Genomic DNA, 22,098 nt, shown 5'->3' with positions numbered 1-22,098 from the left:
AACTATAAGTCTTTACTTATGGTCGACCCAATAATTATTGATTTTTGTTAATCCCTCCATAGGCATAGTGTGGCGCAGCGACTGACTTGAAACATTTGGTCACGCGCCGACCTGGTCTAGCAGGTCGTGTGTTTCAACGGCTCAAGGGAACCTCCAAGTGATAAAAAAGATCCTGATCGCCAACCGTGGTGAGATTGCCGTACGAATCGTGCGTGCCTGCGCCGAGATGGGCATCCGTTCGGTCGCGATCTATTCCGACGCCGATCGCCATGCCCTGCATGTGAAGCGCGCGGACGAGGCGCACAGCATTGGTGCCGAACCGCTGGCCGGCTACCTCAACCCGCGCAAGCTGGTGAACCTGGCGGTGGAAACCGGCTGCGACGCCCTGCACCCCGGCTACGGTTTCCTCTCGGAAAACGCCGAGCTGGCGGACATCTGCGCCGAGCGTGGTATCAAGTTCATCGGCCCGTCGGCGGAAGTGATCCGGCGTATGGGCGACAAGACCGAAGCCCGCCGCAGCATGATCAAGGCCGGCGTGCCGGTGACCCCGGGCACCGAAGGCAACGTGGCGGACATCGCCGAAGCCTTGACCGAGGGCGACCGCATTGGCTACCCGGTGATGCTCAAGGCCACCTCCGGTGGTGGCGGCCGTGGCATTCGCCGTTGCAACAGCCGTGAAGAACTCGAACAAGCCTTCCCCCGGGTGATTTCCGAGGCCACCAAGGCCTTCGGTTCGGCGGAAGTGTTCCTCGAAAAGTGCATCGTCAATCCCAAGCACATCGAAGCGCAGATCCTCGGCGACAGCTTTGGCAATGTGGTGCACCTGTTCGAGCGCGATTGCTCGATCCAGCGCCGCAACCAGAAGCTGATCGAGATCGCCCCCAGCCCGCAACTGACCCCTGAACAGCGCGCCTATATCGGCGACCTGTCGGTGCGCGCAGCCAAGGCCGTGGGCTACGAGAACGCTGGCACCGTGGAGTTCCTGCTCGCCGAGGGCGAGGTGTACTTCATGGAGATGAACACCCGGGTGCAGGTGGAACACACCATCACCGAAGAAATCACCGGCATCGATATCGTCCGCGAGCAGATCCGCATCGCTTCCGGCCTGCCGCTTTCGGTTAAACAGGAAGACATCCAGCATCGCGGCTTCGCCCTGCAATTTCGGATCAACGCCGAAGACCCGAAAAACAACTTCCTGCCCAGCTTCGGCAAGATCACCCGTTATTACGCACCCGGCGGCCCCGGCGTACGTACCGACACGGCGATCTACACCGGCTACACCATTCCGCCGTTCTACGATTCCATGTGCCTGAAACTGGTGGTCTGGGCCCTGACCTGGGAAGAAGCGATGGACCGCGGCCTGCGTGCCCTGGACGACATGCGCCTGCAAGGCGTGAAGACCACGGCGGCCTATTACCAGGAAATCCTGCGTAACCCGGAATTCCGTAGCGGCCAGTTCAACACCAGCTTCGTTGAAAGCCACCCTGAACTGACCAACTACTCGATCAAGCGCAAACCCGAAGAGCTGGCCCTGGCCATCGCCGCCGCCATCGCCGCCCACGCAGGCCTATGAATGAAGCAGTTGCAAGCTTTTAGCAGCAAGCGGCAAGTCAGAGCCGATCGGCTTTGACGTGCAGCTTGTAGCTTGAAACTTGTAGCTATGAGGAGATCCGAATATGACTAAGAAAATCTTCGTTACCGACACCATCCTGCGCGACGCCCACCAGTCCCTGCTGGCCACCCGCATGCGCACCGATGACATGCTGCCGATCTGCGACAAGCTCGACAAAGTCGGCTACTGGTCCCTGGAAGTCTGGGGCGGCGCGACCTTCGACGCCTGCGTGCGGTTTCTCAAAGAAGACCCGTGGGAGCGCCTGCGCCAACTGCGCGCGGCCTTGCCCAACACCCGTCTGCAAATGCTCCTGCGCGGGCAGAACCTGCTGGGCTACCGCCATTACAGCGACGATGTGGTCCGCGCGTTCGTGGCCAAGGCGGCGGTCAATGGCATCGACGTGTTCCGCATCTTCGACGCCATGAACGACGTGCGTAACCTGCGGGTGGCCATCGAAGCGGTCAAAGCCGCCGGCAAGCACGCCCAGGGCACCATCGCCTACACCACCAGCCCGGTGCACACCATCGAGGCCTTCGTCGCCCAGGCCAAGCAAATGGAAGCCATGGGTTGCGACTCGGTGGCCATCAAGGACATGGCCGGCCTGCTGACGCCCTATGCCACTGGCGAGCTGGTCAAGGCGCTGAAGGCCGAGCAGTCGCTGCCGGTGTTCATCCATTCCCACGACACCGCAGGCCTGGCCGCGATGTGCCAGCTCAAGGCCATCGAGAACGGCGCCGACCATATCGACACCGCCATCTCCAGCTTCGCCTGGGGCACCAGCCACCCGGGCACCGAGTCCATGGTTGCGGCCCTTAAAGGCAGCGAATTCGACACCGGCCTGAACCTGGAGCTGCTGCAGGAAATCGGTCTGTACTTCTACGCCGTGCGCAAGAAGTACCACCAGTTCGAAAGCGAATTCACCGCGGTCGACACCCGGGTCCAGGTCAACCAGGTGCCGGGCGGGATGATCTCCAACCTGGCCAACCAGCTCAAAGAGCAGGGCGCGCTGAACCGCATGAGCGAAGTGCTGGCCGAGATCCCGCGGGTCCGTCACGACCTTGGCTACCCGCCGCTGGTGACCCCGACCTCGCAGATCGTCGGCACCCAGGCGTTCTTCAACGTCCTGGCCGGCGAGCGCTACAAAACCATCACCAACGAAGTGAAGCTGTACCTGCAAGGTGGCTACGGCAAGGCTCCAGGTGAAGTCGACGAAAAACTGCGGCGCCAGGCCATCGGCAGCGAAGACGTGATCGACGTGCGCCCGGCCGACCTGCTGAAACCTGAAATGACCAAGCTGCGCGGTGAAATCGGCGCCCTGGCCAAGTCCGAAGAAGACGTGCTGACCTACGCCATGTTCCCGGATATCGGGCGCAAGTTCCTCGAAGAGCGTGAAGCCGGCACCCTGGTTCCGGAAGTGCTGCTGCCGATCCCCGAAGCCGGTGGCGTCAGCAAGGCGGGCGGCGAGGGCGTGCCCACCGAGTTCGTCATCGACGTCCATGGCGAAACCTACCGCGTCGACATCACCGGGGTCGGGGTCAAGGCCGAGGGCAAGCGCCACTTCTACCTGTCGATCGACGGCATGCCGGAAGAAGTGGTGTTCGAGCCGCTCAACGAATTTGTCGGCGGCGGCAGCAGCAAGCGCAAGCAGGCCACCGCGCCGGGCCACGTCAGCACCACCATGCCGGGCAACATCGTCGACGTGCTGGTCAAGGAAGGCGACGTGGTCAAGGCCGGCCAGGCGGTATTGATCACCGAAGCGATGAAGATGGAAACCGAAGTCCAGTCGGCTGTCGCCGGCAAGGTGACCGCGATCCACGTGGCCAAGGGCGACCGGGTCAACCCGGGCGAGATCCTGATCGAGATCGAGGGCTGATCACAGCCTTCATCTGCAACGTTTTACCTCGGGGGGGCATTTGCTCCCCTTTTTTTTGCGCGGAAAAAACCTGCGCCTGCCCGTTCAGTTGAGTGCCTAGCGCTGATGGCCCTTGCCGTAATAGCGCTCCAGGCGGGCCTGGACCAGTTCCAGGGCGAAAGACATCAGCCAGTAGATCACCGCCGCGGTGGTCAGCATTTCCAGGTAGCGATAGCTGGAGCGGCCATAGGACTGGGCCAGGAACATCACTTCCCAGACCCCCATCACCGAAATCAGCGACGAGTCCTTGAGCATCGAAATGAACTGGTTGGCCGTGGGCGGGATGATGGTGCGCATCGCCTGGGGCAGGGTCACGTGCCAGAAAATGGTCGTCGGGCGCATGCCCAGGGCCAGTGCCGCCTGGCGTTGGCCCTGGGCGACGCCAATGATGCCGGCCCGGAAGATTTCGCTGAGATAGGCCCCGTAGTTCAGGGACAGGGCAATGATCCCGGCCGCAATCGCGCCCGGCACCACGCCCAACTGGGGCATGCCCAGGTAGATCAGCATGATCTGGATCAGCAGCGGCGTGCCGCGAAAGAACGAGGTGTAGAAGCTGGCGATGCCGAACAGCACGGCGCTGCTGGACAGGCGCGCCAGGGCGGCGGCGAAGCCCAGCAGCACCGACGCCAGCATCGAGCACAGGCACAGGAACAAGGTCAGAGCCGCGCCCTGGAGGAAGCCATTGGGCCCCAGGCGAAAGCCCGCCAGGTTGGGGAATTTTTCCAGGATGATCGCGAATTTCAGGTCAAAGCTCAGGAAGAACCCGACAAACAGCAAGAACAGCAACGCCCAGGTCAGGTACAGGCGTGTGCGAAAACCCAGCAGGCGTTTGAGAAACGACTCAGCCACCGGTGGCGGTGGCTGAGATGGTTGCGAGAGAGAGGTCATTTACTGATGTCGGCGCCGATCCATTTGTCCGACAGTTTGCTCAGAGTGCCGTCCTGTTTCAACTGGGCGAAGACTTCACGCACCTTGCTGTTCCACTGGGCGTCGCCTTTCTCGATGGCCACCGAGTTGGGTTCGGAGTAGAGCGGCTCGCCGGCCAGCTTGAAGCGTTTGTCCTGGGTCAGGCGCGGTTGTGCGGTCACCAGGTTGGTGAGGATCGCGTCCAGGCGCACGCCGGCGCCCAGGCCCAGGTCCTGGAAGGCGACGTTGTCGGTGTCGTACGGGGCGATCTGCACGTTCTCGAACGGGTACTGCAATTGGGTGTCTTCGGCGCCTTCGATCACCAGGTTCTTGTTCAGGTAGCTCTCATAGCTGGAGGCGCTGGTGAGGCCGACTTTCTTGTCGCTCAGGTCTTTGGCGCTGTGGATGCGATCGTCCTTGGCGTTGACCACGATCACCGCCGGCGAGGCGTAGTACTCCACCGGGAAGTCGAAGACTTCGGCGCGGGCCTTGCTCGGGGTCATGGAGCAGATGCAGATGTCGTAGCGACCGCTCCAGCGACCGGCGGCGATCACGTCCCAGGAAGGGGTTTCCAGGCGCAGCTTGACCCCCAGTTTGGCGGCGACGGCCTTGGCCACGTCGACGTCGAAGCCGTCCAGCTGGTTCTGATCATTGAGGAAGGAAAAGGGCGGATAGCTTTCCATCAACACGCCAACCAGCTCCTTTTTCTGCTCGATGCGGTCCAGGGTGGCACCGGCGAAGGCCTGGGAAGAGGCGGCGAGCAAGGTCAGGCCCAGGGCCAATAACGGTTTGAAGTTCATGGAAGTCCTGACTGAAAAAGGTTGTGATTAACCGAATGGTGCGTATTTAATAGTTATAAGAACCACTCCGGTAGTGAGTTATTTTCATAAGCTTATGAGTAAAAGGCATATGGGCGCAGGCAGCACGGTAATTCTGGATGGCGGCATGGGTCGCGAACTGCAACGCCGCGGGGCGCCGTTCCGGCAGCCCGAGTGGTCGGCCCTGGCCTTGAGCGAGGCGCCGCAGGCGGTGGAGGCCGTGCATGCGGCTTATATCGACAGCGGCGCCAACGTCATCACCAGCAACAGTTATGCGGTGGTGCCGTTCCATATTGGCGAAGAGCGGTTTGCCGCTGAAGGGCAGGCCCTGGCAGCCCTGGCCGGCGAACTGGCGCGGCGTGCGGCGGATGCCTCGGGCAAGAAGGTGCGGGTCGCAGGTTCGTTACCGCCGCTGTTTGGCTCTTATCGCCCGGACCTGTTCGATGCCTCGCGGGCTGCAGACTTGCTGGCGCCGCTGGTCAACGGCCTGGCCCCCCACGTCGACCTGTGGCTGGCGGAAACCCAGAGCTCCATCGTCGAGGCGCGGGCGATCCACGCCGGCCTGCCTGAAGACGGCAAGCCGTTCTGGTTGTCCTTTACCTTGAAGGATGAAGACACCGACGCCGTGCCGCGCCTGCGTTCCGGCGAGCCGGTGGCCGAAGCGGCAGCAGTGGCCGCCGAGCTGGGTGTGGAGACCCTGCTGTTCAACTGCAGCCAGCCGGAAGTGATCGGCGATGCGATCGATGCTGCCCGTGCGACTTTCGAGCGCCTGGGGGTGAAGATCCATATCGGCGCCTACGCCAATGCCTTCCCGCCGCAACCCGAAGAAGCCACGGCCAACGACGGCCTCGACCCGCTGCGTGAAGACCTGGACCCGCCGGGCTACCTGCGCTGGGCGGCCGATTGGCAACAGCGCGGCGCCAGCCACCTGGGTGGTTGCTGCGGCATTGGCCCGGAGCACATCGCCGTCCTCGCGCAAAAGCTGCGCTGACCGCGACAAACAAAGGCCCACTGGGCTGATGGATCACGGCGTCCATCAAGGCCCGTGCAGCCTGCGGCAGCGGCTCCAGATCCATATGCACCGGTAGCCGCTGCCGAGGTACGAGGCTGCGCTGGCCCTGCCGGACAGCCCCGATTCGGCTACCGGGCAGCGCGTATCAGGCGCGGCATTCGGCCAGGGTTTTGCGCTGGCCGGTGCCGCTCTGATTGTCTTCGCTCAACCAGCGCTCGAACCCTGCGCCAATCGTCGGCCATTCCGAGTCGAGGATCGAAAACCACGCGGTGTCGCGGTTCTTGCCCTTGGCGACCATGTGCTGACGAAACACCCCTTCGAAGCTGAAGCCCAGGCGTTCGGCCGCCTGGCGCGAGCGGGCGTTGTCGTTGTTGCACTTCCACTCCAGGCGCCGGTAACCCAGGTCGAACGCTTCCTTGGCCAACAGGTAGACCGCCTCGGTGCTTTTGGGCGAGCGCTGCATCGGCGCGCCGAAGCTCACGTGGCCGATCTCGATGCGGCCCTGGGCCGGGACGATCGACATCAGGCTCAGCATGCCCTGGGCCTGGCCGCTGGCACGGTCGATCACGGTGAAGAAGTACGGGTCGCTGCTGGCCGCATGATTGCTCAGCCATTCATTGAACGCGTCGTGCTCAAAAGGCCCGTAAGGCAGGTAGTCCCACAACTTGGGGTCCGCGCCGGGGCCCTGGAAAGCCTGCCACAGTTGTTCGGCATGGCGCGCCGGGTCGAGGCGTTCCAGGCGGATGAAGCGTCCTTCGATCAGGGTCGCCGAGGGGGCCGGGGCGCCTGTCCAGTCAGCGGGTGAAATCGGCATGCTGTTCTCCTTGAACCTCAAAGGGCTTTGCGAAACTGAATGAAACCCGGCCGCTCGGCGATGCGCTCGTAGAGCTGGATCGCCGTGGCGTTGGTTTCGTGGGTCAGCCAGTGCACCTTGCAGGCACCATCGCGCTTGGCCTGCGCGTAGACAAACTCGATCAGCAGGCGACCGACGCCGGTGCCACGCTGCTCCGGGCTGACCAGCAAGTCTTGCAGGTAGCAGGAATTCTCGATACTCCAGTTGGAGCGGTGGTAAATGAAATGCACCATGCCCACCGCCCGCTCGCCATCCCAGGCCAGGGCCGCGTGGGTCGGCTCGCTCGGGTCGAGAAAGCGCTGCCAGGTGCTGTGGCTCACGTCATCGGCCAGCTCGGTGTTGTAGAACCGCAGGTAGGCCTGCCATAGCGGCAGCCAGGCGCCGTGGTCGGCGGCGGTCACGGGGCGAATCTGAATCTGGCTCATAAATCTCCTTGGCGCATCAGGTGGGAAAGCTGTTGATCGCGGACATCGGCACTGGCCGCCAAGCCGTCGCGCACGCCGGCAATGTCGGCCGGGCTGCGGTTCTGGCTGAGCTTGCGCTTGCCTTCCAGGCGCTGGATCGGCAGGGCAAAACCAACAATTGCCTTGAGCATGCCCTCGATGTAGTCGGCGGGGGCGTCCGTGACCTTCCACGGCTCGCTGCGCGGGCGTTCGTGGCGCTCGGTGAGGGCGCTGACCAGCGCCAGCAGGCGTGGCCCGTCGCTGAACACTTCGGCACTGCCGTAGGCATGCACGGCCAGGTAGTTCCAGGTGGGAACCACTTTTCCATGCTCGGCCTTGCTCGGATAAAAGCCCGGGCTGACGTAAGCGTCTTCGCCACTGAAGATCACCAGCGCCTCGGCGCCGTCGGCCAGCTCCTGCCATTGCGGATTGGCCTTGGCCAGGTGCCCGAACAGGGTGCCATTGGCGCCTTGTGCGGGGTCCAGCAACAGCGGCAAATGGCTGGCTTGCAGGCCCAGCTTGCCGTGGGTGACCAGGGTGGCGAGGCGGCTCTGGGCAATCTGCTGCTGCAGGCTGGCCAGGTTGTCGTCGACGAAGGCGCGAGGTAGGTACATGGAAAAATTCCTTGGCGAATGCCTGCATCCTAGGCAGGCTAATGGTCTGTTGTAAGAGCCATCTTGGGTCTATTTCATAGGTCCAATTACCCGGGTGCATACCAATGAACAGCCCAGCGCTACCGCTTTCCTTCAACCCGGCGGGTATCGAGCTCGACCGCCGCCAGGGCCTCAGCCGCCAGCTGTACCAGGCCCTGCGCATGCGCGTGCTGGACGGCCGCCTGGCCAGCGGCACCCGGCTGCCCGCCAGTCGCGACCTGGCACAGGCCCTGGAAATTTCCCGGAACAGCGTGGTGCGCGCCTACGACCAGTTGTATGCCGAGGGGTTTATCGAAGGGCGGGTCGGGGATGGCACTTATGTGGCGTTGCTGCCTGAAGCGCAGCTGCCGATCAAAAAACTATCCACAAAATTGTCCACAGGGATATCAACAGGCTTACCCACAGGGTTATCCACAAAATCGGCCATTTCACTGGATTTACATCCAGCTAAAGTTATCCACAACCCGGCGCTGGAGCTGTTGCAAAAGCATCATTTGTCGACCCCGCCCAGTGGTCCGCCACGAGCATTTCGGGTCGGCGTGCCGGCCTTCGATCTGTTTCCATTCGAGGTCTGGGCCAAGCTGAATGCGGCTTTCTGGCGCAAGCCGGACCTGCGTCACCTGTGTTATGGCGACTCGGCGGGCGACGCGCGCCTGCGTGGGCTGATCGCCGCTTATTTGCGCAGCTCCCGTGGCTTGCAGTGCACGGCTGAGCAAATAGTGATCACCAGTGGCGCACAGCAGGGAATAAGCCTTTGTGCACAGCTGCTGGTGGAGCCGGGCGCGGGCGTGGCTGTGGAAAACCCCGGCTACCGCGCCGCCGGTCACGCCTTCGCGGTGGCGGGCGGGCGTCTGCACGGAGTGGCGGTGGACCAGGAGGGGATCGACTGCCGGCAACTGGCGGCCCTGGAGGATTGCCGGCTGGCCTATGTCACCCCGTCCCACCAATACCCGACCGGGGTCATCATGAGCCTGGCCCGGCGCCTGGAATTGCTGGCCTGGGCCGAGCGGACCCAGGGCTGGATTATCGAGGACGACTACGACGGCGAGTACCGCTACAGCGGCGCGCCCCTGGCGCCTCTGGCTGCCCTGGATCGCCAGGGCCGGGTGCTGTACGTCGGCACCTTCGGCAAGGTCGCGTTTCCGGCCTTGCGCCTGGGCTACCTGGTGCTGCCGCCGGCGCTGGTGCAGGCCTTTGCCCGGCGCCGGGCGGTGGACGTGCGGCATTCGGAGGTCAGCACCCAGGCGGTGATGGCCGAGTTCATGGCGGCCGGGCACTTTCAGCGGCATATCCGGCGCATGCGGCGTGCGGCGTTGAGCCGGCGCAATACGTTGCTCGCCCATTGGCCTGTGGATATCCAGGGTGTCGGGCCGTTGCCGAATGTGGCGGCGGGGCTGCACCTGACGCTGGCGGTGGACAGCCTGGCGCGCGAGCGTGAACTGATCGCCCAGGCGGCCGATGCCGACGTCGAGATCAGCGGGCTGAGCAACTACTGGCTGCCCGAGTCCGCGCCAACGCCGGACCAGCGCGCCGGGCTGGTGCTGGGTTTTGCCGCGGTGCCGGAGGCGGAGATCGAAGCTGCCTTGCAGCGTTTGCGAAAAGCCTGGCAGGCCTGAAGGTTTATACTCGCGGCCATTTCCTTCGCCGAGAACGCCCATGAGCCAGACTCTTTCCGCGGCGCCCGAACCCAAGTTCGGCGCGCCCTTGTGCGCATTGCTGGTACTGAGCGCTGCTGCCTTGTTCCTGCAAGCCCGGGTCGGTGCCCAGCAGGTACTGTTGCTGGTGCTGGGTGCCGCGCTGGGGCTGACCCTGTATCACGCCGCCTTTGGTTTCACCTCGGCCTGGCGGGTATTTATCCGCGACCGCCGGGGCGCGGGCCTGCGGGCGCAGATGGTGATGCTGGCGCTGGCGGTGCTGCTGTTCTTCCCGGCATTGGGCGCCGGCACCCTGTTCGGCCAGCCGGTGACCGGGCTGGTGGCGCCGGCCGGGATCTCGGTGATTGTCGGGGCATTCATCTTCGGCATCGGCATGCAGTTGGGCGGCGGTTGCGCCTCCGGCACCCTGTTTACCGTGGGCGGTGGCAACGCGCGGATGCTGGTGACCTTGCTGTTTTTCATCTGCGGCTCATTGATCGCCACCCAGCATGTGGATTGGTGGTTCGCCTTGCCATCGCTGCCGCCGATTTCCATCGTCAAGAGCCTGGGCGTGTTGCCGGCGCTGGTGCTGAGCCTGGTGGTGTTCGCCGCGATTGCATGGCTGACGGTGAGCCTGGAAAAACGCCGCCACGGCGCGCTGGAAACGCCTGTCAGCAGTGATCACCCTGGCTGGCGCCGCCTGCTGCGCGGGCCCTGGCCGCTGGTGTGGGGCGCGGTGGCCCTGGCGTTGCTCAATTACGCCACCCTGGCCCTGGCGGGTCGGCCTTGGGGCATCACCTCGGCGTTTGCGTTGTGGGGCGCCAAGGTGGCCAGCGGGCTGGGGGTGGATGTCGGCAGCTGGGTGTTCTGGCAGAGCCCGGGCAACGCCAAGGCGCTGGCGGCACCGGTGTGGGAGGACATCACCAGCGTGATGGACATCGGCATCGTCCTGGGGGCCTTGCTGGCGGCCGGGCTGGCCGGGCGTTTTGCCCCCAGCCTGAACATCCCCCGGCGCTCCCTGGTGGCGGCGGTGCTTGGTGGATTGCTGCTGGGCTACGGCTCGCGGCTGGCGTATGGCTGCAACATCGGCGCCTACTTCAGCGGCATCGCCTCCGGCAGCCTGCATGGCTGGCTGTGGCTGGTAGCCGCCTTTATCGGCAACGGCGTGGGCGTACGCCTGCGCCCCTGGTTCTTCGCCGAAGATCGGACGGGCTGCTGAGCGCAGCAGCTCTAAGCCGCAAGCCGCAAGCTTGGCTCTTTTGTGGCGAGGGAGCTTGCTCCCGCTCGAGCGCGAAGCGGTCGCAGAGGCGGGGATTGCGGTGTGTCAGGTTTAACGCGGCAGCAGGGTTTGGGCTTGCTTCGCAAGCCAGCGCGAGCAAGCTCGCTCGCCACAGGGGGCGGGTAATCCCTTATAGCTTGCCGCTTGGAGCTTGAAACTTGCTGCTTGGCTCTTTTGTGGCGAGGGAGCTTGCTCCCGCTCGAGCGCGAAGCGGTCGCAGAGGCGGTGATTGCGGTGCATCAGGTGTACTGCGTTGGCGGGGTTTGGGCTTGCTTCGCAAGCCAGCGCGAGCAAGCTCGCTCGCCACAGGGGTACGGGTGGCCCCCTGTGGCTTGCTGCTTGCCGCTGCTCCTAGGTCCCCGACTTGATCTTGGTCCAGGCCCGGGTTCGGGCGCGTTCCGCGTCACGTGGTAGCGGTTGCAGGGTGTAGAGGGTGCTCATCGCCGCTTCGGTCGGGTACAGGTTGGGGTTGTTGCGGATTGCCGGGTCGACCCGTTCGGTGGCGTCCTTGTTCGGGTTGGGGTAGCCGACGAAGTCGCTGACCGGCGCAATCACCTGGGGTTGCAGCAGGTAGTTGATAAAGGTGTAGGCGTCTTCCGGGTTTTTCGCGCCTTTGGGCACCGCCAGCATGTCGAACCAGATCGGCGCGCCTTCCTTGGGCAGGCGCATGTCCACGGTCACCCCGTTCTTGGCTTCCTTGGCCCGGTTGGCGGCCTGGGAGAAGCTGCCCGAGTAGCCGACCGCGACGCAGATATCGCCATTGGCGATGTCGGCCATGTACTTGGACGAATGGAAATAGGTGATGTACGGGCGGATCTTCATCAGCAGCGCTTCAGCCTTGGCGTAGTCCGCCGGCTTCTTGCTGTTGGGGTCCAGGCCCAGGTGTTGCAGGGCCAGGGGCAGGATTTCCGACGGTGAGTCCAGCAGCGCCACGCCGCACTGCTTGAGCTTGCTGATGTTCTCTTCCTTGAAGATCAGGTCCCAGCTGTCCACCGGCGCGTTGTCACCCAGGGCGGCTTTGACCTTGGCCGGGTTGAAGCCGATCAGGATGGTGCCGTACATGTAGGGCACGGCGAATTTGTTGCCCGGGTCGTTGGCCTCGATCAGCTTCATCAGCTTGGGATCGAGGTGGTTCCAGTTGGGCAGCTTGCTGCGGTCCAGGGGCTGGAACACCCCGGCCTCGATCTGCTTGGCCAGGAACACGTTGGACGGCACCACCACGTCGTACCCGGAGTTGCCGGTCAGCAGCTTGGCTTCCAGGGCCTCGTTGGTGTCGAAGATGTCGTACACCAGCTTGATCTGGGTGTTCTGCGCCTTGAAATCTTCCAGGGCCTTGGGGGTGATGTAGTCGAACCAGTTGTAGACCCGCAGGGTGCGTTCTTCAGCCTGCACCGCGCCGCTGAGCACGGCCGCGCAGAGGGCTGGGGCGATAAAGCGTTTGAGACTGTTCATGGTGCGGATCCCTCACTGGGCGCTTTGAAAACCTTCGAGAACGTTGACGGCGTTGATGCCGATTTCTTCCACCGCATAACCGCCTTCCATCACGAACAGCGTCGGCTTGCCCAGGGCGGCGATGCGCTGGCCCATGCTCAGGTAGTCCGGGCTGTCGAGCTTGAACTGCGAGATCGGATCATCCTTGAAGGTGTCCACGCCCAACGACACCACCACGATGTCGGCGCCGTAGCGGGTGATTTCCCCACAGGCCTGTTCCAGCGCCGCGCTCCAGCTGTCCCAGCCGCTGCCCGCCGGCAGAGGGTAGTTGAAGTTGCAGCCTTCGCCCGGGCCTTCGCCCAGTTCGTCGTCGTAGCCCAGGAAAAACGGAAACTCGGCTTCCGGGTGGCCGTGGATCGAGGTGAACAGCACGTCGTTGCGGGCGTAGAAGATCGACTGCGTACCGTTGCCGTGGTGGTAGTCGACGTCGAGTATCGCGACTTTTTTGTGGCCTTGATCGAGGAAGGCCTGGGCGGCGATGGCGGCGTTGTTCAGGTAGCAGTAGCCGCCCATCAGGTCGCTGGCGGCGTGATGTCCCGGCGGCCGGCACAGGGCGAAGGCACTGCGCGCACCCCGCTGGATCACCGCCTGGGCCGTCAGTGCCACCTGGGCCGCGCTGTACGCGGCTTGCCAGGTGCCGGCGGTGATCGGTGCGCCGCCGTCAAAGCTGTAGTAGCCCAGTTGGCCGTGCAGGCTGGTGGGGATCACGCTGCGCAGGGTGCGCGCGGGCCAGGTGTAGGGCAGCAGGTCGCCGTCGGTGCCGGTGGCGGCCCAGCGTTCCCAGGCGCCCTTGAAAAAGTCCAGGTAGGCGCGGCTGTGGATGCGTTCGATGGGCGCCAGGCCAAAGTCCTTGGGGGCCTCGACCGGGCCCAGGTTGCGGTACTGCACGCGCGCCAGGACGTGGTCGGCGCGGGACGGCATTTCAAAGCAGGGCATCAGGCGGCCGTCGATGAGTTCGCAGCGGCCGTGGTGCAGGTGGTGGTCATCCGAGTAGATCGTCAGCATTTTCTTGTTCTCCGCAGGCTGATTCGGTGTTCCACAGTCTTGCGGCGCCGGGGCTTTCGGAGAACGTCGGTAGCGGCCAAAAAGGGATCGATATGGCCAAAGTCTTTGTCCGAATTTCGCCCCTTAACGAGGCGTTGCGCCCCATTGCGGGGCGCGCGGCTTCAGCTTTTGCTGGCGGGGGCCGGGCTCAGGCGTTGCAGGACCTGGAGCATGTCCTGGCGTTTTTGCCGGGCCAGGGTGTCCAGCAATAGCGCATAACCTGTCTTTTCGCAGTATTGGCCGACGTTGGGGTTGGCGCCGTGCTCCAGCAGCAGGGTGAACATGGCCAGGCTGTCCTGCACGCTGACCGCAGGCTCCTTGCTGTCGGCGGCGGTCTGCTCGGCGACCCTTATCAGCAGGCTCTTGCCGATCGGCTGGTTATGGCAGGTGCCGCGCCCGTAGCTCAGGTCGAGGTTGGCGCCGGCCGCGATCAGTTGCCGGGCAGCGGCGTAGTTGTTGCCGTTGAGCGCGCGCCAGAGCGCGGTTTCGCCTTCGTCCGGGGTGCGCAGGTCGAGGTTCTGCGGGTGCTGCAGCAGCCAGGTGAAACCCTCGATATCCCGACGGCTGCGGGCCATTTCCAGCAACGGCGTGGCGCCCCGGCTGCCTTGTTCGTCGATGGCGACCCCGGCGTCGAGCAGGAACTTCAGGCGCCGGGCCTGGTTCAGGTCCGGGCTGTCCCTCAGATCGTTGCGCATGGCCAGCAGGGCCAGGGTGCTGCCGTTGTAGAGGCCGCGGGTGTGGGCGCCATGGGCCAGCAGCTGGCGGGCGATGTCCAGGTTCGGCGCGTCCAGGGCGTGCAGCAAGGCGCTGCGCCCGTCGTCAGCCATGACTTCGCCGCTGATCCCTTGCTCCAGCAGGCGCTTGACCTCGGCGGCATCGCCGGCATCCACGGCGCTGACCAGAGGCCAGAACCCCTGGCACGCCTGGGGGGTGGCGACCTTCACATCGAGGCGTTGCAGCACGCGGGCCGGCACGCTTTGTTGGCGTTGCAGGCGCAGGCCGCAGTACACCCGATAGCGTTCCACGGCCCGACCCTGGTGCCCGTTATTCAAGGGTTGCTGTTCAAACAGCGCCCAGTCCAGGTCCGCCAGGTTGAGGTAGCTCGGCACCCGCGCCGGGTCGCGGCGCAGTACTTCGGCCAGCCACGGACGTGCGGTTTGCAGCTGGCCGGCTTCGCTGGCCCAGTAGGCGATGTCGTTGAGCAGCCCGGGGTAGGTACTTTCCCCGGGGGCGAGGGTGCGAAAGTCATGGCTGGCGAAAAATTCTTCGACCCGGGCGATGCCCGGCCCTTTGTCCTTGGCGCTGCGCAGCTGGCCGTGCAACTGGCGGAACTCATCCCACACGCGGTCTGCCGCCGGGGCGGACGGGTAAGGGTTGATCGTCAGTTTGCCGGCGCCGCCGCTGAAGGGCTGAAACCACCTTGGGAAGCGCTGCAAGGCTTGCAGCCACTGCTCCTGCACCTCGGCGTCGATCGCTTGCAGCGGGGTGAAGTCCATCTGCGACAGGTCTTTGCGACGGCTGAAGGCCAGCAGCGGTTGCTGCGGATCACGGATGTCGATCAACAGATAGCGGCTGCTGAGCTGCCAGTCGCTGTTGCGGCAGTTGAAGCTGAGCTGGGTCAGGCTCAGCCCGGGCTCCAGGTCATTGCTCACCGGCCAGTTGTCGGCGACCGGGATCGGCTCGTTTTGCGCCACGCAATCGCGCAGTTCCTGGGCGGTGAACAGCTGCAGGGCCGGCGATTTATAGACCCGCTGCTGGTACTTGGGATCGGCATAGGCGTTGAGGTAGAACAGCCCGCGGTACTGGCTGAGCACCACCCGCGCTGGCGCCTGCGCCTGGCCGGGTACGGGGAAGGCCTTGATTTGCAGGGTGGCGCTTTCAGGGGCGTCGAGCTGCATGTCGCGTTGCAGTTGCGACCACTTGATCTGGCCCAGGTCGAGGTCGAAGGCCTGAACGGTGGACGCAGCGCCCAGGCACAGCAGGGCGATCAATGCCGCGTGCAGGCGACGCGGGCCAGTGGAGTGTTTCAAAGGTGCAGTCCTTGGCGGTCTCGAAAGGCGGCAATGTAATGCAAGCAACGCATTTATGCCGGGCTTTCTCGCAGCACCTGTTGCCGACCCGCTGCCCCTGGCCATGGCGCGTTGAACAGGGCTGGGGGGTGCTCGCCAGGTCGTGAGCAGGTGCTCAGGGCCGGAACTGGCTGGGCGCCACGCCGCTCCAGCGGATAAAGGCATGGCGAAAGCTCGCGGTTTCGCTGAAGCCCAGGGCCTCGGCAATCCGGTAGATCGGCACCTGGTCTTCGCAGAGCATCTGTTTGGCACGTTCGAAACGCAGCTCGTCGAGCAATTCCTGATAGCTGCAACCGAGGTCCTTGAGGTGGCGACGCAGGGTTCGCGCCGAGCAGTTCATCTGTTCCGCCAGGCCCTCAAGCCCCGGGGCGGCGTCGAGCTGCGCCGTAAGCAACTGGCGGATACGCCCGAGCCAGGCCTGGCGCCCGGTGAACTCCAGGTTCTGTTTGCGGCAGCGCTCGGCCATGGCCTGGTGGGTGATGGCGTCGGCCAGTGGCAGCGGCTGGTCGAGCCAGCGTCGGTCGAAGGCAAAGGCGTTGGTCGTGGCGGCAAATTGCAGCGGGCATTCGAAGCGTTCGCTGTAGCGCGCCTGATAGTCGGGGGCCGGGTATTCGAAGCGCGCCCCCAGCAGCGGCAGCGGTTGCCCCAGCAAGTCGTCGCAGATGACTTTGAGCGACACCAGGCAGAACTCGATATTGAACACGGCCATCGCCGGGTTTTCCCGGTAATCGCTGGCGGCGAACCAGACGCGCTCGCCGTCCTGCTCCAGGCTCAGTTCGAAAAGTGTTCCCAGCAGCGCCGGATAACGCAGCGCCAGGCGCAAAGCGTCACCGAAGGTGGCACTGGTGAGCAGGGCATAGCCGAGCATGCCGTAGGACGAAACATGCATGCGCCGGCCCAGTTCCAGGCCGATATCGCGGCGCAGCGCGACGGCGTTGGCGCAGACCAGCATCTCCTGATTGGTGGTGATGCGGGTGTCGGCCCGGCTCAGGTCGGCGGGGCTGATGCCGCTGCCGGCAAGCAGGGCGTCGCTGGACAAACCCTGGTCCTTGAAGGCATTGAGGATCAATGACACCGCGTTCAGGGTCGTGAGGTGAGAGTGCAACATGCTCGTCTCCAGCCATGATGAACCGCTAAGCCGAGCAAGTTGCATGCCGCCCGTGGCAAAACCTGCGGTTTGCCGGCATGCCGCGTGCGGCGTTTTGGGGCGCGTGTGGCTAGTGACTTGGCGCTTTGATTGGTGCAACCTGCCTGCCATTCACCCCTCGGTGGCGGTGTTGCAACCCCGATAAAGGACTATGTATGACCCCCATTCCCGCGCGTTCCCTGCTCCTGGTTTCCAGCCTGCTGCTCAGTTCGCTGTGCCTGGCCGAAGGCGAGCCGGCCAGTGAGAGCACCCTCAAGGATTCCGCCAAGTCTGCGGTCTCGTCGGCCATTTCGGCGGGCAAGAACCTGCTGGGCGGCGTCAGCGAAGGCGTGCTCGACGGTCGCCAGTCGGCGCAGGGCGTCGACGGTGCCTCGATCATTTCTTCCCGTGAACAAATGAAAGGCCGTGTCGATGTCCAGGTCTTGAAGACCGAAGCCAGCGGCGACAGCTTCAACGTCACCCTGGGTTTCAAGAACAGCAGCGACAGCCAGTTGCGGCTGATCAACCTCAAGCAGACCGGGGCCTTGCTGGCCATCGACCAGGAAGGTTATGCCAACGGCCTGACCGCCAGCCTCGACAATCCGGACGACGTCACCATCCCGCCCAAGGCGGCGGTGCGGCAGAAGTTCGTGTTTGAAGGACCGATCGAGCAGTCGACCTCGGTAAGGGTCTGGGGCCAGGATTACCCGGTCAAAAAGTAACCTGACACCCGCCCTTTATTCGTGCCAGAGCCGGCGGCTACCGCAGTAGCCACCGGCTCTTTGGCGCGGGCTTCAGCTCAACTCGCCACACAGGTCGAGCTCGACCAGGCGCCGCACTTCGGCGCTGTCCAGGCCGGCGCCGAGCAGCGCATTGAGCTTGCCGAACGCCGCTTCCCGGGTCATGCCGCCACCGGACAGCACGCCCACGCCCCGCAGGCGGCTGCCGGCTTCGTAGACATCCAGCTCGACCCCGCCTTCATGGCACTGGGTGATCGCCACCAGCACAATCCCTTGCTCATGCGCCCGTTGCAGGCTGGCCAGGAACTGCGGGTTGTCGCTCGGCCCGGTGCCGCTGCCAAAGCATTCGAGCACCAGGGCCTGGATACCGCTGGCGAGCACACCGTCCAGCAGCTCGGCACCGATGCCGGGGAACAGCGGCAGCACGCCGACCTTGGCCAGTTGCCGGGCCTGGCGATAGTCGAGTTGTGCCGGCAGCGTCTGGGCCCTGGCCGCGCCGCCCTGGCGCTTGAGTGCGGCGAACGGGTGGCGGCCGAAGCTGCGGATTTTCGCGCAACGGGTCGGCGCCAGCAGCTCGCCGTGGAAGTACAGGTGCACCCCCGGGGCCAGGCCCTGGCCCAGGGCGACCAGTGAATCGCCGAGGTTTTCCCAGGCATCGCTGTCGGGCACGCCGGCCGGCAGCATCGAGCCGGTAAACACCACCGGTGCGCGCAGGCCCAGCAACTGGAAACTCATGGCGGCGGCGCTGTAGGCCAGGGTGTCGGTGCCATGCAGGATCAGCACGCTGTCGCAGCCCTGGTCGATGGCATCGACCACCGCTTCACGCAGGTTCTGCCAGTAGGCGGGGGTCATGTTGGCGCTGTCGATCAGCGGCGCCATCTCGCGAAAGCGCCAGGCTGGTACGGTCAGTGTCGGCTGGCTGTTGAGGTAGTCGCGCATCCGCGCTTCGAATCCGGCAGCCGGCGCCAGGCCGTTGGCGCTGGCCTGCATGCCGATGGTGCCACCGGTGTAAAGCACCATGACGTGCTGGGCGGCAGGATAGGTCGGGGCATTCATGGAGGGTCTCCGAGGACGATGACAGCGGTGGCCGAGCATGACGCCGGCCACGCGCTGTGTCACGCCGGGCGCAGGGGGTGCGCCCGGTTACTGGCCGATCAGCGTTGCGCTGCGGGCACGCCTTCAGCCTGGGTCTGTGGCGCGGCAGGCGCGGCTGGCGGGTTGGCCGGCCAGGCTTTCAGGTCCAGATCCAGGTCAGGGAACTTGCTGGAGTCGAACACCGGGGTCTTGATCCCGGCGGCGCGCTGGTCGTCGTAGTCGCGCAGCACGCGCAGGGCGATCTTGAACAGCAGGAACAGCGCGATCAGGTTGACGAACGCGAGCAGGGTCATGGTGATGTCGGCAAAGGCGAACACCGTGCCCAGGTTCTCGATCGCGCCCCAGAAGATCAGCACCAGCACCAGCACCCGGTAGGCGATCAGCGCGTCGCGGTTCTCGCCGAGCAGAAAGCGCAGGTTGCTCTCGCCCAGGTAGTAGTTGTAGAGGATCGAGGTGAACACGAACAACGACAGGGCCACCGAGATGAAGACCCGGCCCCATTCGCCGACGACCGCGGCCAGGGAGTTCTGGGTCAGGGCGATGCCGTCACCTTCGAAGCCCGGGGTGTAGAAACCCGACAGCAGGATCAGCAGCGCGGTGCAGGTGCAGATGATGAAGGTGTCGAGGAATACGCTGAACGCCTGGACCACGCCTTGCGCCACCGGGTGTTCGACCGAGGCCACGGCGGCCACGTTAGGCGCACTGCCCAGGCCGGCTTCGTTGGCGAATACGCCGCGTTTCACGCCCATGATGATGGCGCTGCCGATCAGGCCGCCGAACGCCTGATCCAGGCCGAAGGCGCTTTTGACGATGGTCATCAGCATCCCGGGCACGTGGTCGATCTGCAGCACGATCACGTACAGGGTCACGCCGATGTAGGCCAGGGTTTTCACCGGCACCAGCAGGTCGGCGACCTTGGCGATGCGCTTGATGCCCCCGACGAACACCAGGCCCAGCAGCGCGGCCAGGGCCAGGCCGGAGTAGGTGGTGTCGAAATTGAAGGCGTCCTGGAGCGAGTGGGTCACGGCGTGGGCTTGCAAGCCGTTGAAGGCGAAACCGAAGGTCACCAGCAGCAGGAAGGCCATGATCATGCCCAGCCAGCGCTTCTGCAGGCCATGCTGGATGTAATAGGCCGGGCCGCCACGGTACTGGCCTTCAGCGTCGCAGCGCTTGTAGAGCTGGCCGAGGGAGCACTCGAAGAAGCTGCTGGACATGCCGACCAGCGCGGTCACCCACATCCAGAACACGGCACCGGGGCCACCCAGGGTCACGGCGATGCCGACCCCGGCGATATTGCCTGCGCCGACACGGCCGGCGAGGCTGAGCATCAGCGCCTGGAACGAGCTGAGTTGGCCGGCGCTGCTTTTCAGGCTGTCGCGAAACACCGCGAACATGTGGAAAAAGTGGCGCAATTGAACGAATCGCGAGCGGATCGTGAAGTAGCTACCGAGCCCGACAATGAGCACGATCAGTACTTTCCCTGAGAGGAAGTCGTTGATGACTTCGAGCATGGAGTATTCCTCGCTGTTTTTTGTGTAGGCAAAAGCAGAGCGGACGGAAACATTCTGTTACACCGCTGAGTGCACGCACGGCAAGGCGGTGGGGCGAGTGTTCGTCCCGGTTCTCTATTCGCGGGTTGTTATTAGTTCGGGTTTCCCGTGGGTTTGAGCCTCGTTACCGACGGCTGTCCACGTGAAGAGGGGGCGCACTATACCGGTGCGCGGGCTTGCCGTCTGCATATAGCGCGTCGAGCCGAGGAACGGCAGGCGGGGCGGGGGGCTGAATCGGTTCTTGTCACACCCCGCAAAGCCCCACGGACACGGCCCCCAAGGGGCCTGCGCACTCTCCTGCCAACCATGGGAGTCGGGATCAGAAGTAGTAACCGATGTTGAGGTTGGTCCGGTAATACCACTGGTTGCTGCCGCTGGAGGTGGTGCTGGTGAAGCCGCTGCCGTTCTCCGCGCCGCCGTAGGGGTTGGCGTTGCGGGCCCAGGTCAGGTCCAGCCAGGCCATCACCGGCATCGCCAGGAACTGCGCGCCAACGGTGTACATCTGCGAGTCGTCCCAGTCCTTCTTGTCTTTGCGCATGCGGCTGTAGTCGTTGTACAGCTTGATCTTCTTCAACTGGCCCAGCCCTGGGGTGTAGAGGTCGTACCCCAGGTTGAGCGACGCCACGCTGGCCCTGGAGGCGATCAGATAGGCCGGGGTCAGGCCGTTGCCACCCATCAGCACCGAGTCCTTGCTCATGCCGGTGGGGTTCTGCGGGTCGAACTGGTAGCGGATGGCCTGGCTGGTCAGGGCCCAGGGGCCGTTGCTGATCACGGTGTGCAGCCCGGCGGCCCAATAGTCGCCGTTGTCCCGGGTGCTGGCGTTGTACAGCCGGGCCGTGGCCAGGGAGGCGCCGACCTCGGCTTTCCAGTCGTCAACGCTGAAGGTCCGGGCCACCCGGGCGTTGAATTGGTTGCGCTTTTCATTGTTCTGGCGCGACTGCACGGCGGCGATGGCGTTGTCCTTGAGGTCGGCGTAGCGCCCGACTTCCGGCGAGTAGCGGATGCCGCTGGGCAGCATCCGTGGGAAGTAGGCCAGTTGCACATCCCAGTCGGCGTCCTTGTGGCTGTACTTCAAGCCGCTGCCGGCGCTGGAGCCGTAACCGAGAAAGAACGGGATGTGGTAGCTCCAGCCAAATTGCGGGTACGGCTCCAGGCCGAAAGGCTTGAACGGCGCCCCCAGTTGCACGTTGGCCTCGGGGCTCAGCCGGTAGCCGACAAAACCACGGTCGATGGAGCGCTTGCCGTCGTCCTGGAACCAGTAGCCCAGGTCGCTGTAGAGGTTCTGGTAGCGGGCCTGGACGTCCAGACGGAAGGTGTCGAACAGCAGCCGGCCGTTGTTTTCCGTGGTCTGCCAATGCTCGTCGCGGTAGTTCAGGCGCAGGGCGCCGCCGATGTCCAGGCTGCTGTCGCCGTCGGCGCCGCGCCAGGAAACATGCGGGAAGGGCTTGTTGGCGGCATTGGCGCGTACCGGTTCGGAAGGCACCGGCTCGACGGCGAAACTGCTGCAACTGATCACGATCAGGGCGGCGCCCAGGGCATAAGGTTTCATCTTGCTCTCCTCCTTATCAATGGAGGAGGGGGCAGAGCAGAAACTATGCCATTCTGTGTGAGTGTTTAATCGATGAAATCGTGTTTTAAATCAATGGTTTATATGGGAAACAAGGGCCTGCTGTGCCGCCCTTGGAACGCCGGCCTCCAGCGGTAACAGGAGGCCGTGCCCGCTGCGTCGTTATTGCACCTTGTGGGCGTTGCCCGGGCGCGCTGTTTTGTGGGTGAACCCGATGCCGGCGCGAGGGGTGAAGTGGCCGCACACAAAAAGGCCGATCCCAGGGACCGGCCATGTTGCCTGCGCCCGTTCGGG

General features: G+C 64.3%; 18 protein-coding genes. 6 read left to right on the top strand and 12 right to left on the bottom strand.

Going from position 1 to position 22,098, the window contains the following annotated elements; translation table 11 throughout:
* The first annotated feature begins 157 nt into the window (after window positions 1-157).
* Window positions 158-1,573: an acetyl-CoA carboxylase biotin carboxylase subunit gene (locus CF161_RS01980; RefSeq protein ID WP_020294870.1), complete on the top strand. Its 1,416-nt coding sequence runs from the start codon at window positions 158-160 to the stop codon at window positions 1,571-1,573.
* Between the two features lie 103 nt (window positions 1,574-1,676).
* Complete coding sequence (gene oadA / locus CF161_RS01975) at window positions 1,677-3,485, top strand: sodium-extruding oxaloacetate decarboxylase subunit alpha (RefSeq protein ID WP_020294869.1); 1,809 nt, start codon at window positions 1,677-1,679, stop codon at window positions 3,483-3,485.
* Window positions 3,486-3,581: 96 nt separating this feature from the next.
* Here oadA and CF161_RS01970 read toward each other — a convergent pair whose 3' ends face one another.
* Both CF161_RS01970 and CF161_RS01965 read right to left on the bottom strand, forming a co-directional pair.
* A complete protein-coding gene (locus tag CF161_RS01970) occupies window positions 3,582-4,412 on the bottom strand; it encodes an amino acid ABC transporter permease (protein ID WP_043228417.1) in 831 nt (276 codons plus the stop codon).
* A complete protein-coding gene (locus tag CF161_RS01965; RefSeq protein WP_020294867.1) occupies window positions 4,409-5,230 on the bottom strand; it encodes an ABC transporter substrate-binding protein in 822 nt (273 codons plus the stop codon). Before CF161_RS01965 ends, CF161_RS01970 begins: the two co-directional genes overlap by 4 nt.
* Window positions 5,231-5,339: 109 nt before the next feature.
* On the opposite strand from CF161_RS01965, the gene CF161_RS01960 reads away from it, so the two are divergent.
* A complete protein-coding gene (locus tag CF161_RS01960; protein ID WP_020294866.1) occupies window positions 5,340-6,239 on the top strand; it encodes a homocysteine S-methyltransferase family protein in 900 nt (299 codons plus the stop codon).
* 166 nt (window positions 6,240-6,405) lie between these two features.
* Here CF161_RS01960 and CF161_RS01955 read toward each other — a convergent pair whose 3' ends face one another.
* Genes CF161_RS01955 through CF161_RS01945 form a run of 3 tightly spaced genes read right to left on the bottom strand, consistent with a single transcriptional unit; the run spans window position 6,406 to window position 8,170 of the window.
* Complete coding sequence (locus CF161_RS01955; protein ID WP_020294865.1) at window positions 6,406-7,074, bottom strand: GNAT family N-acetyltransferase; 669 nt, start codon at window positions 7,072-7,074, stop codon at window positions 6,406-6,408.
* A 17-nt stretch (window positions 7,075-7,091) separates the two neighbouring features.
* Entirely contained in the window at window positions 7,092-7,538 is a 447-nt protein-coding gene (locus CF161_RS01950) for a GNAT family N-acetyltransferase (protein WP_020294864.1), read from the bottom strand.
* A complete protein-coding gene (locus tag CF161_RS01945) occupies window positions 7,535-8,170 on the bottom strand; it encodes an FMN-binding negative transcriptional regulator (RefSeq protein WP_020294863.1) in 636 nt (211 codons plus the stop codon). The genes CF161_RS01950 and CF161_RS01945 overlap by 4 nt, the downstream gene beginning before the upstream one ends.
* Window positions 8,171-8,274: 104 nt before the next feature.
* Between CF161_RS01945 and CF161_RS01940 the strand changes: the two genes are divergently transcribed.
* Both CF161_RS01940 and CF161_RS01935 read left to right on the top strand, forming a co-directional pair.
* On the top strand, window positions 8,275-9,825 hold the full coding sequence (locus CF161_RS01940; RefSeq protein ID WP_020294862.1) for a PLP-dependent aminotransferase family protein: 1,551 nt from the start codon (window positions 8,275-8,277) through the stop codon (window positions 9,823-9,825).
* Between the two features lie 40 nt (window positions 9,826-9,865).
* Entirely contained in the window at window positions 9,866-11,062 is a 1,197-nt protein-coding gene (locus CF161_RS01935; protein ID WP_020294861.1) for a YeeE/YedE family protein, read from the top strand.
* A gap of 411 nt (window positions 11,063-11,473) precedes the next feature.
* Here CF161_RS01935 and CF161_RS01930 read toward each other — a convergent pair whose 3' ends face one another.
* The 4 genes from CF161_RS01930 to CF161_RS01915 form a co-directional block, all read right to left on the bottom strand.
* Window positions 11,474-12,574 (bottom strand): polyamine ABC transporter substrate-binding protein, encoded by a 1,101-nt coding sequence (locus CF161_RS01930; protein WP_020294860.1) that lies wholly within the window; start codon window positions 12,572-12,574, stop codon window positions 11,474-11,476.
* Between the two features lie 12 nt (window positions 12,575-12,586).
* Window positions 12,587-13,618 (bottom strand): histone deacetylase family protein, encoded by a 1,032-nt coding sequence (locus CF161_RS01925; RefSeq protein ID WP_020294859.1) that lies wholly within the window; start codon window positions 13,616-13,618, stop codon window positions 12,587-12,589.
* Window positions 13,619-13,779: 161 nt separating this feature from the next.
* Window positions 13,780-15,687 carry an ankyrin repeat domain-containing protein gene (locus tag CF161_RS01920; RefSeq protein WP_020294858.1) on the bottom strand — a complete coding sequence of 636 codons (1,908 nt, stop codon included), beginning with the start codon at window positions 15,685-15,687 and terminating at the stop codon, window positions 13,780-13,782.
* A 154-nt stretch (window positions 15,688-15,841) separates the two neighbouring features.
* Complete coding sequence (locus tag CF161_RS01915) at window positions 15,842-16,834, bottom strand: AraC family transcriptional regulator (RefSeq protein ID WP_020294857.1); 993 nt, start codon at window positions 16,832-16,834, stop codon at window positions 15,842-15,844.
* Between the two features lie 194 nt (window positions 16,835-17,028).
* Here CF161_RS01915 and CF161_RS01910 point away from each other — a divergent pair, with 194 nt between their 5' ends.
* Window positions 17,029-17,574, top strand: coding sequence for a hypothetical protein (locus CF161_RS01910; protein WP_020294856.1), 546 nt, complete (start codon window positions 17,029-17,031; stop codon window positions 17,572-17,574).
* A gap of 72 nt (window positions 17,575-17,646) precedes the next feature.
* Here CF161_RS01910 and CF161_RS01905 read toward each other — a convergent pair whose 3' ends face one another.
* From CF161_RS01905 to CF161_RS01895, 3 genes are all read right to left on the bottom strand, one after another.
* Entirely contained in the window at window positions 17,647-18,648 is a 1,002-nt protein-coding gene (locus tag CF161_RS01905) for an asparaginase (RefSeq protein ID WP_020294855.1), read from the bottom strand.
* Between the two features lie 98 nt (window positions 18,649-18,746).
* Window positions 18,747-20,198 carry a sodium:alanine symporter family protein gene (locus CF161_RS01900; RefSeq protein WP_020294854.1) on the bottom strand — a complete coding sequence of 484 codons (1,452 nt, stop codon included), beginning with the start codon at window positions 20,196-20,198 and terminating at the stop codon, window positions 18,747-18,749.
* A 358-nt stretch (window positions 20,199-20,556) separates the two neighbouring features.
* Entirely contained in the window at window positions 20,557-21,786 is a 1,230-nt protein-coding gene (locus CF161_RS01895) for a hypothetical protein (RefSeq protein ID WP_020294853.1), read from the bottom strand.
* Window positions 21,787-22,098 lie beyond the last annotated feature (312 nt).

The organism is Pseudomonas sp. CF161, assembly GCF_000416215.1.
Taxonomy (GTDB): domain Bacteria; phylum Pseudomonadota; class Gammaproteobacteria; order Pseudomonadales; family Pseudomonadaceae; genus Aquipseudomonas.
This window is presented reverse-complemented; position numbering and strand designations above follow the sequence as displayed.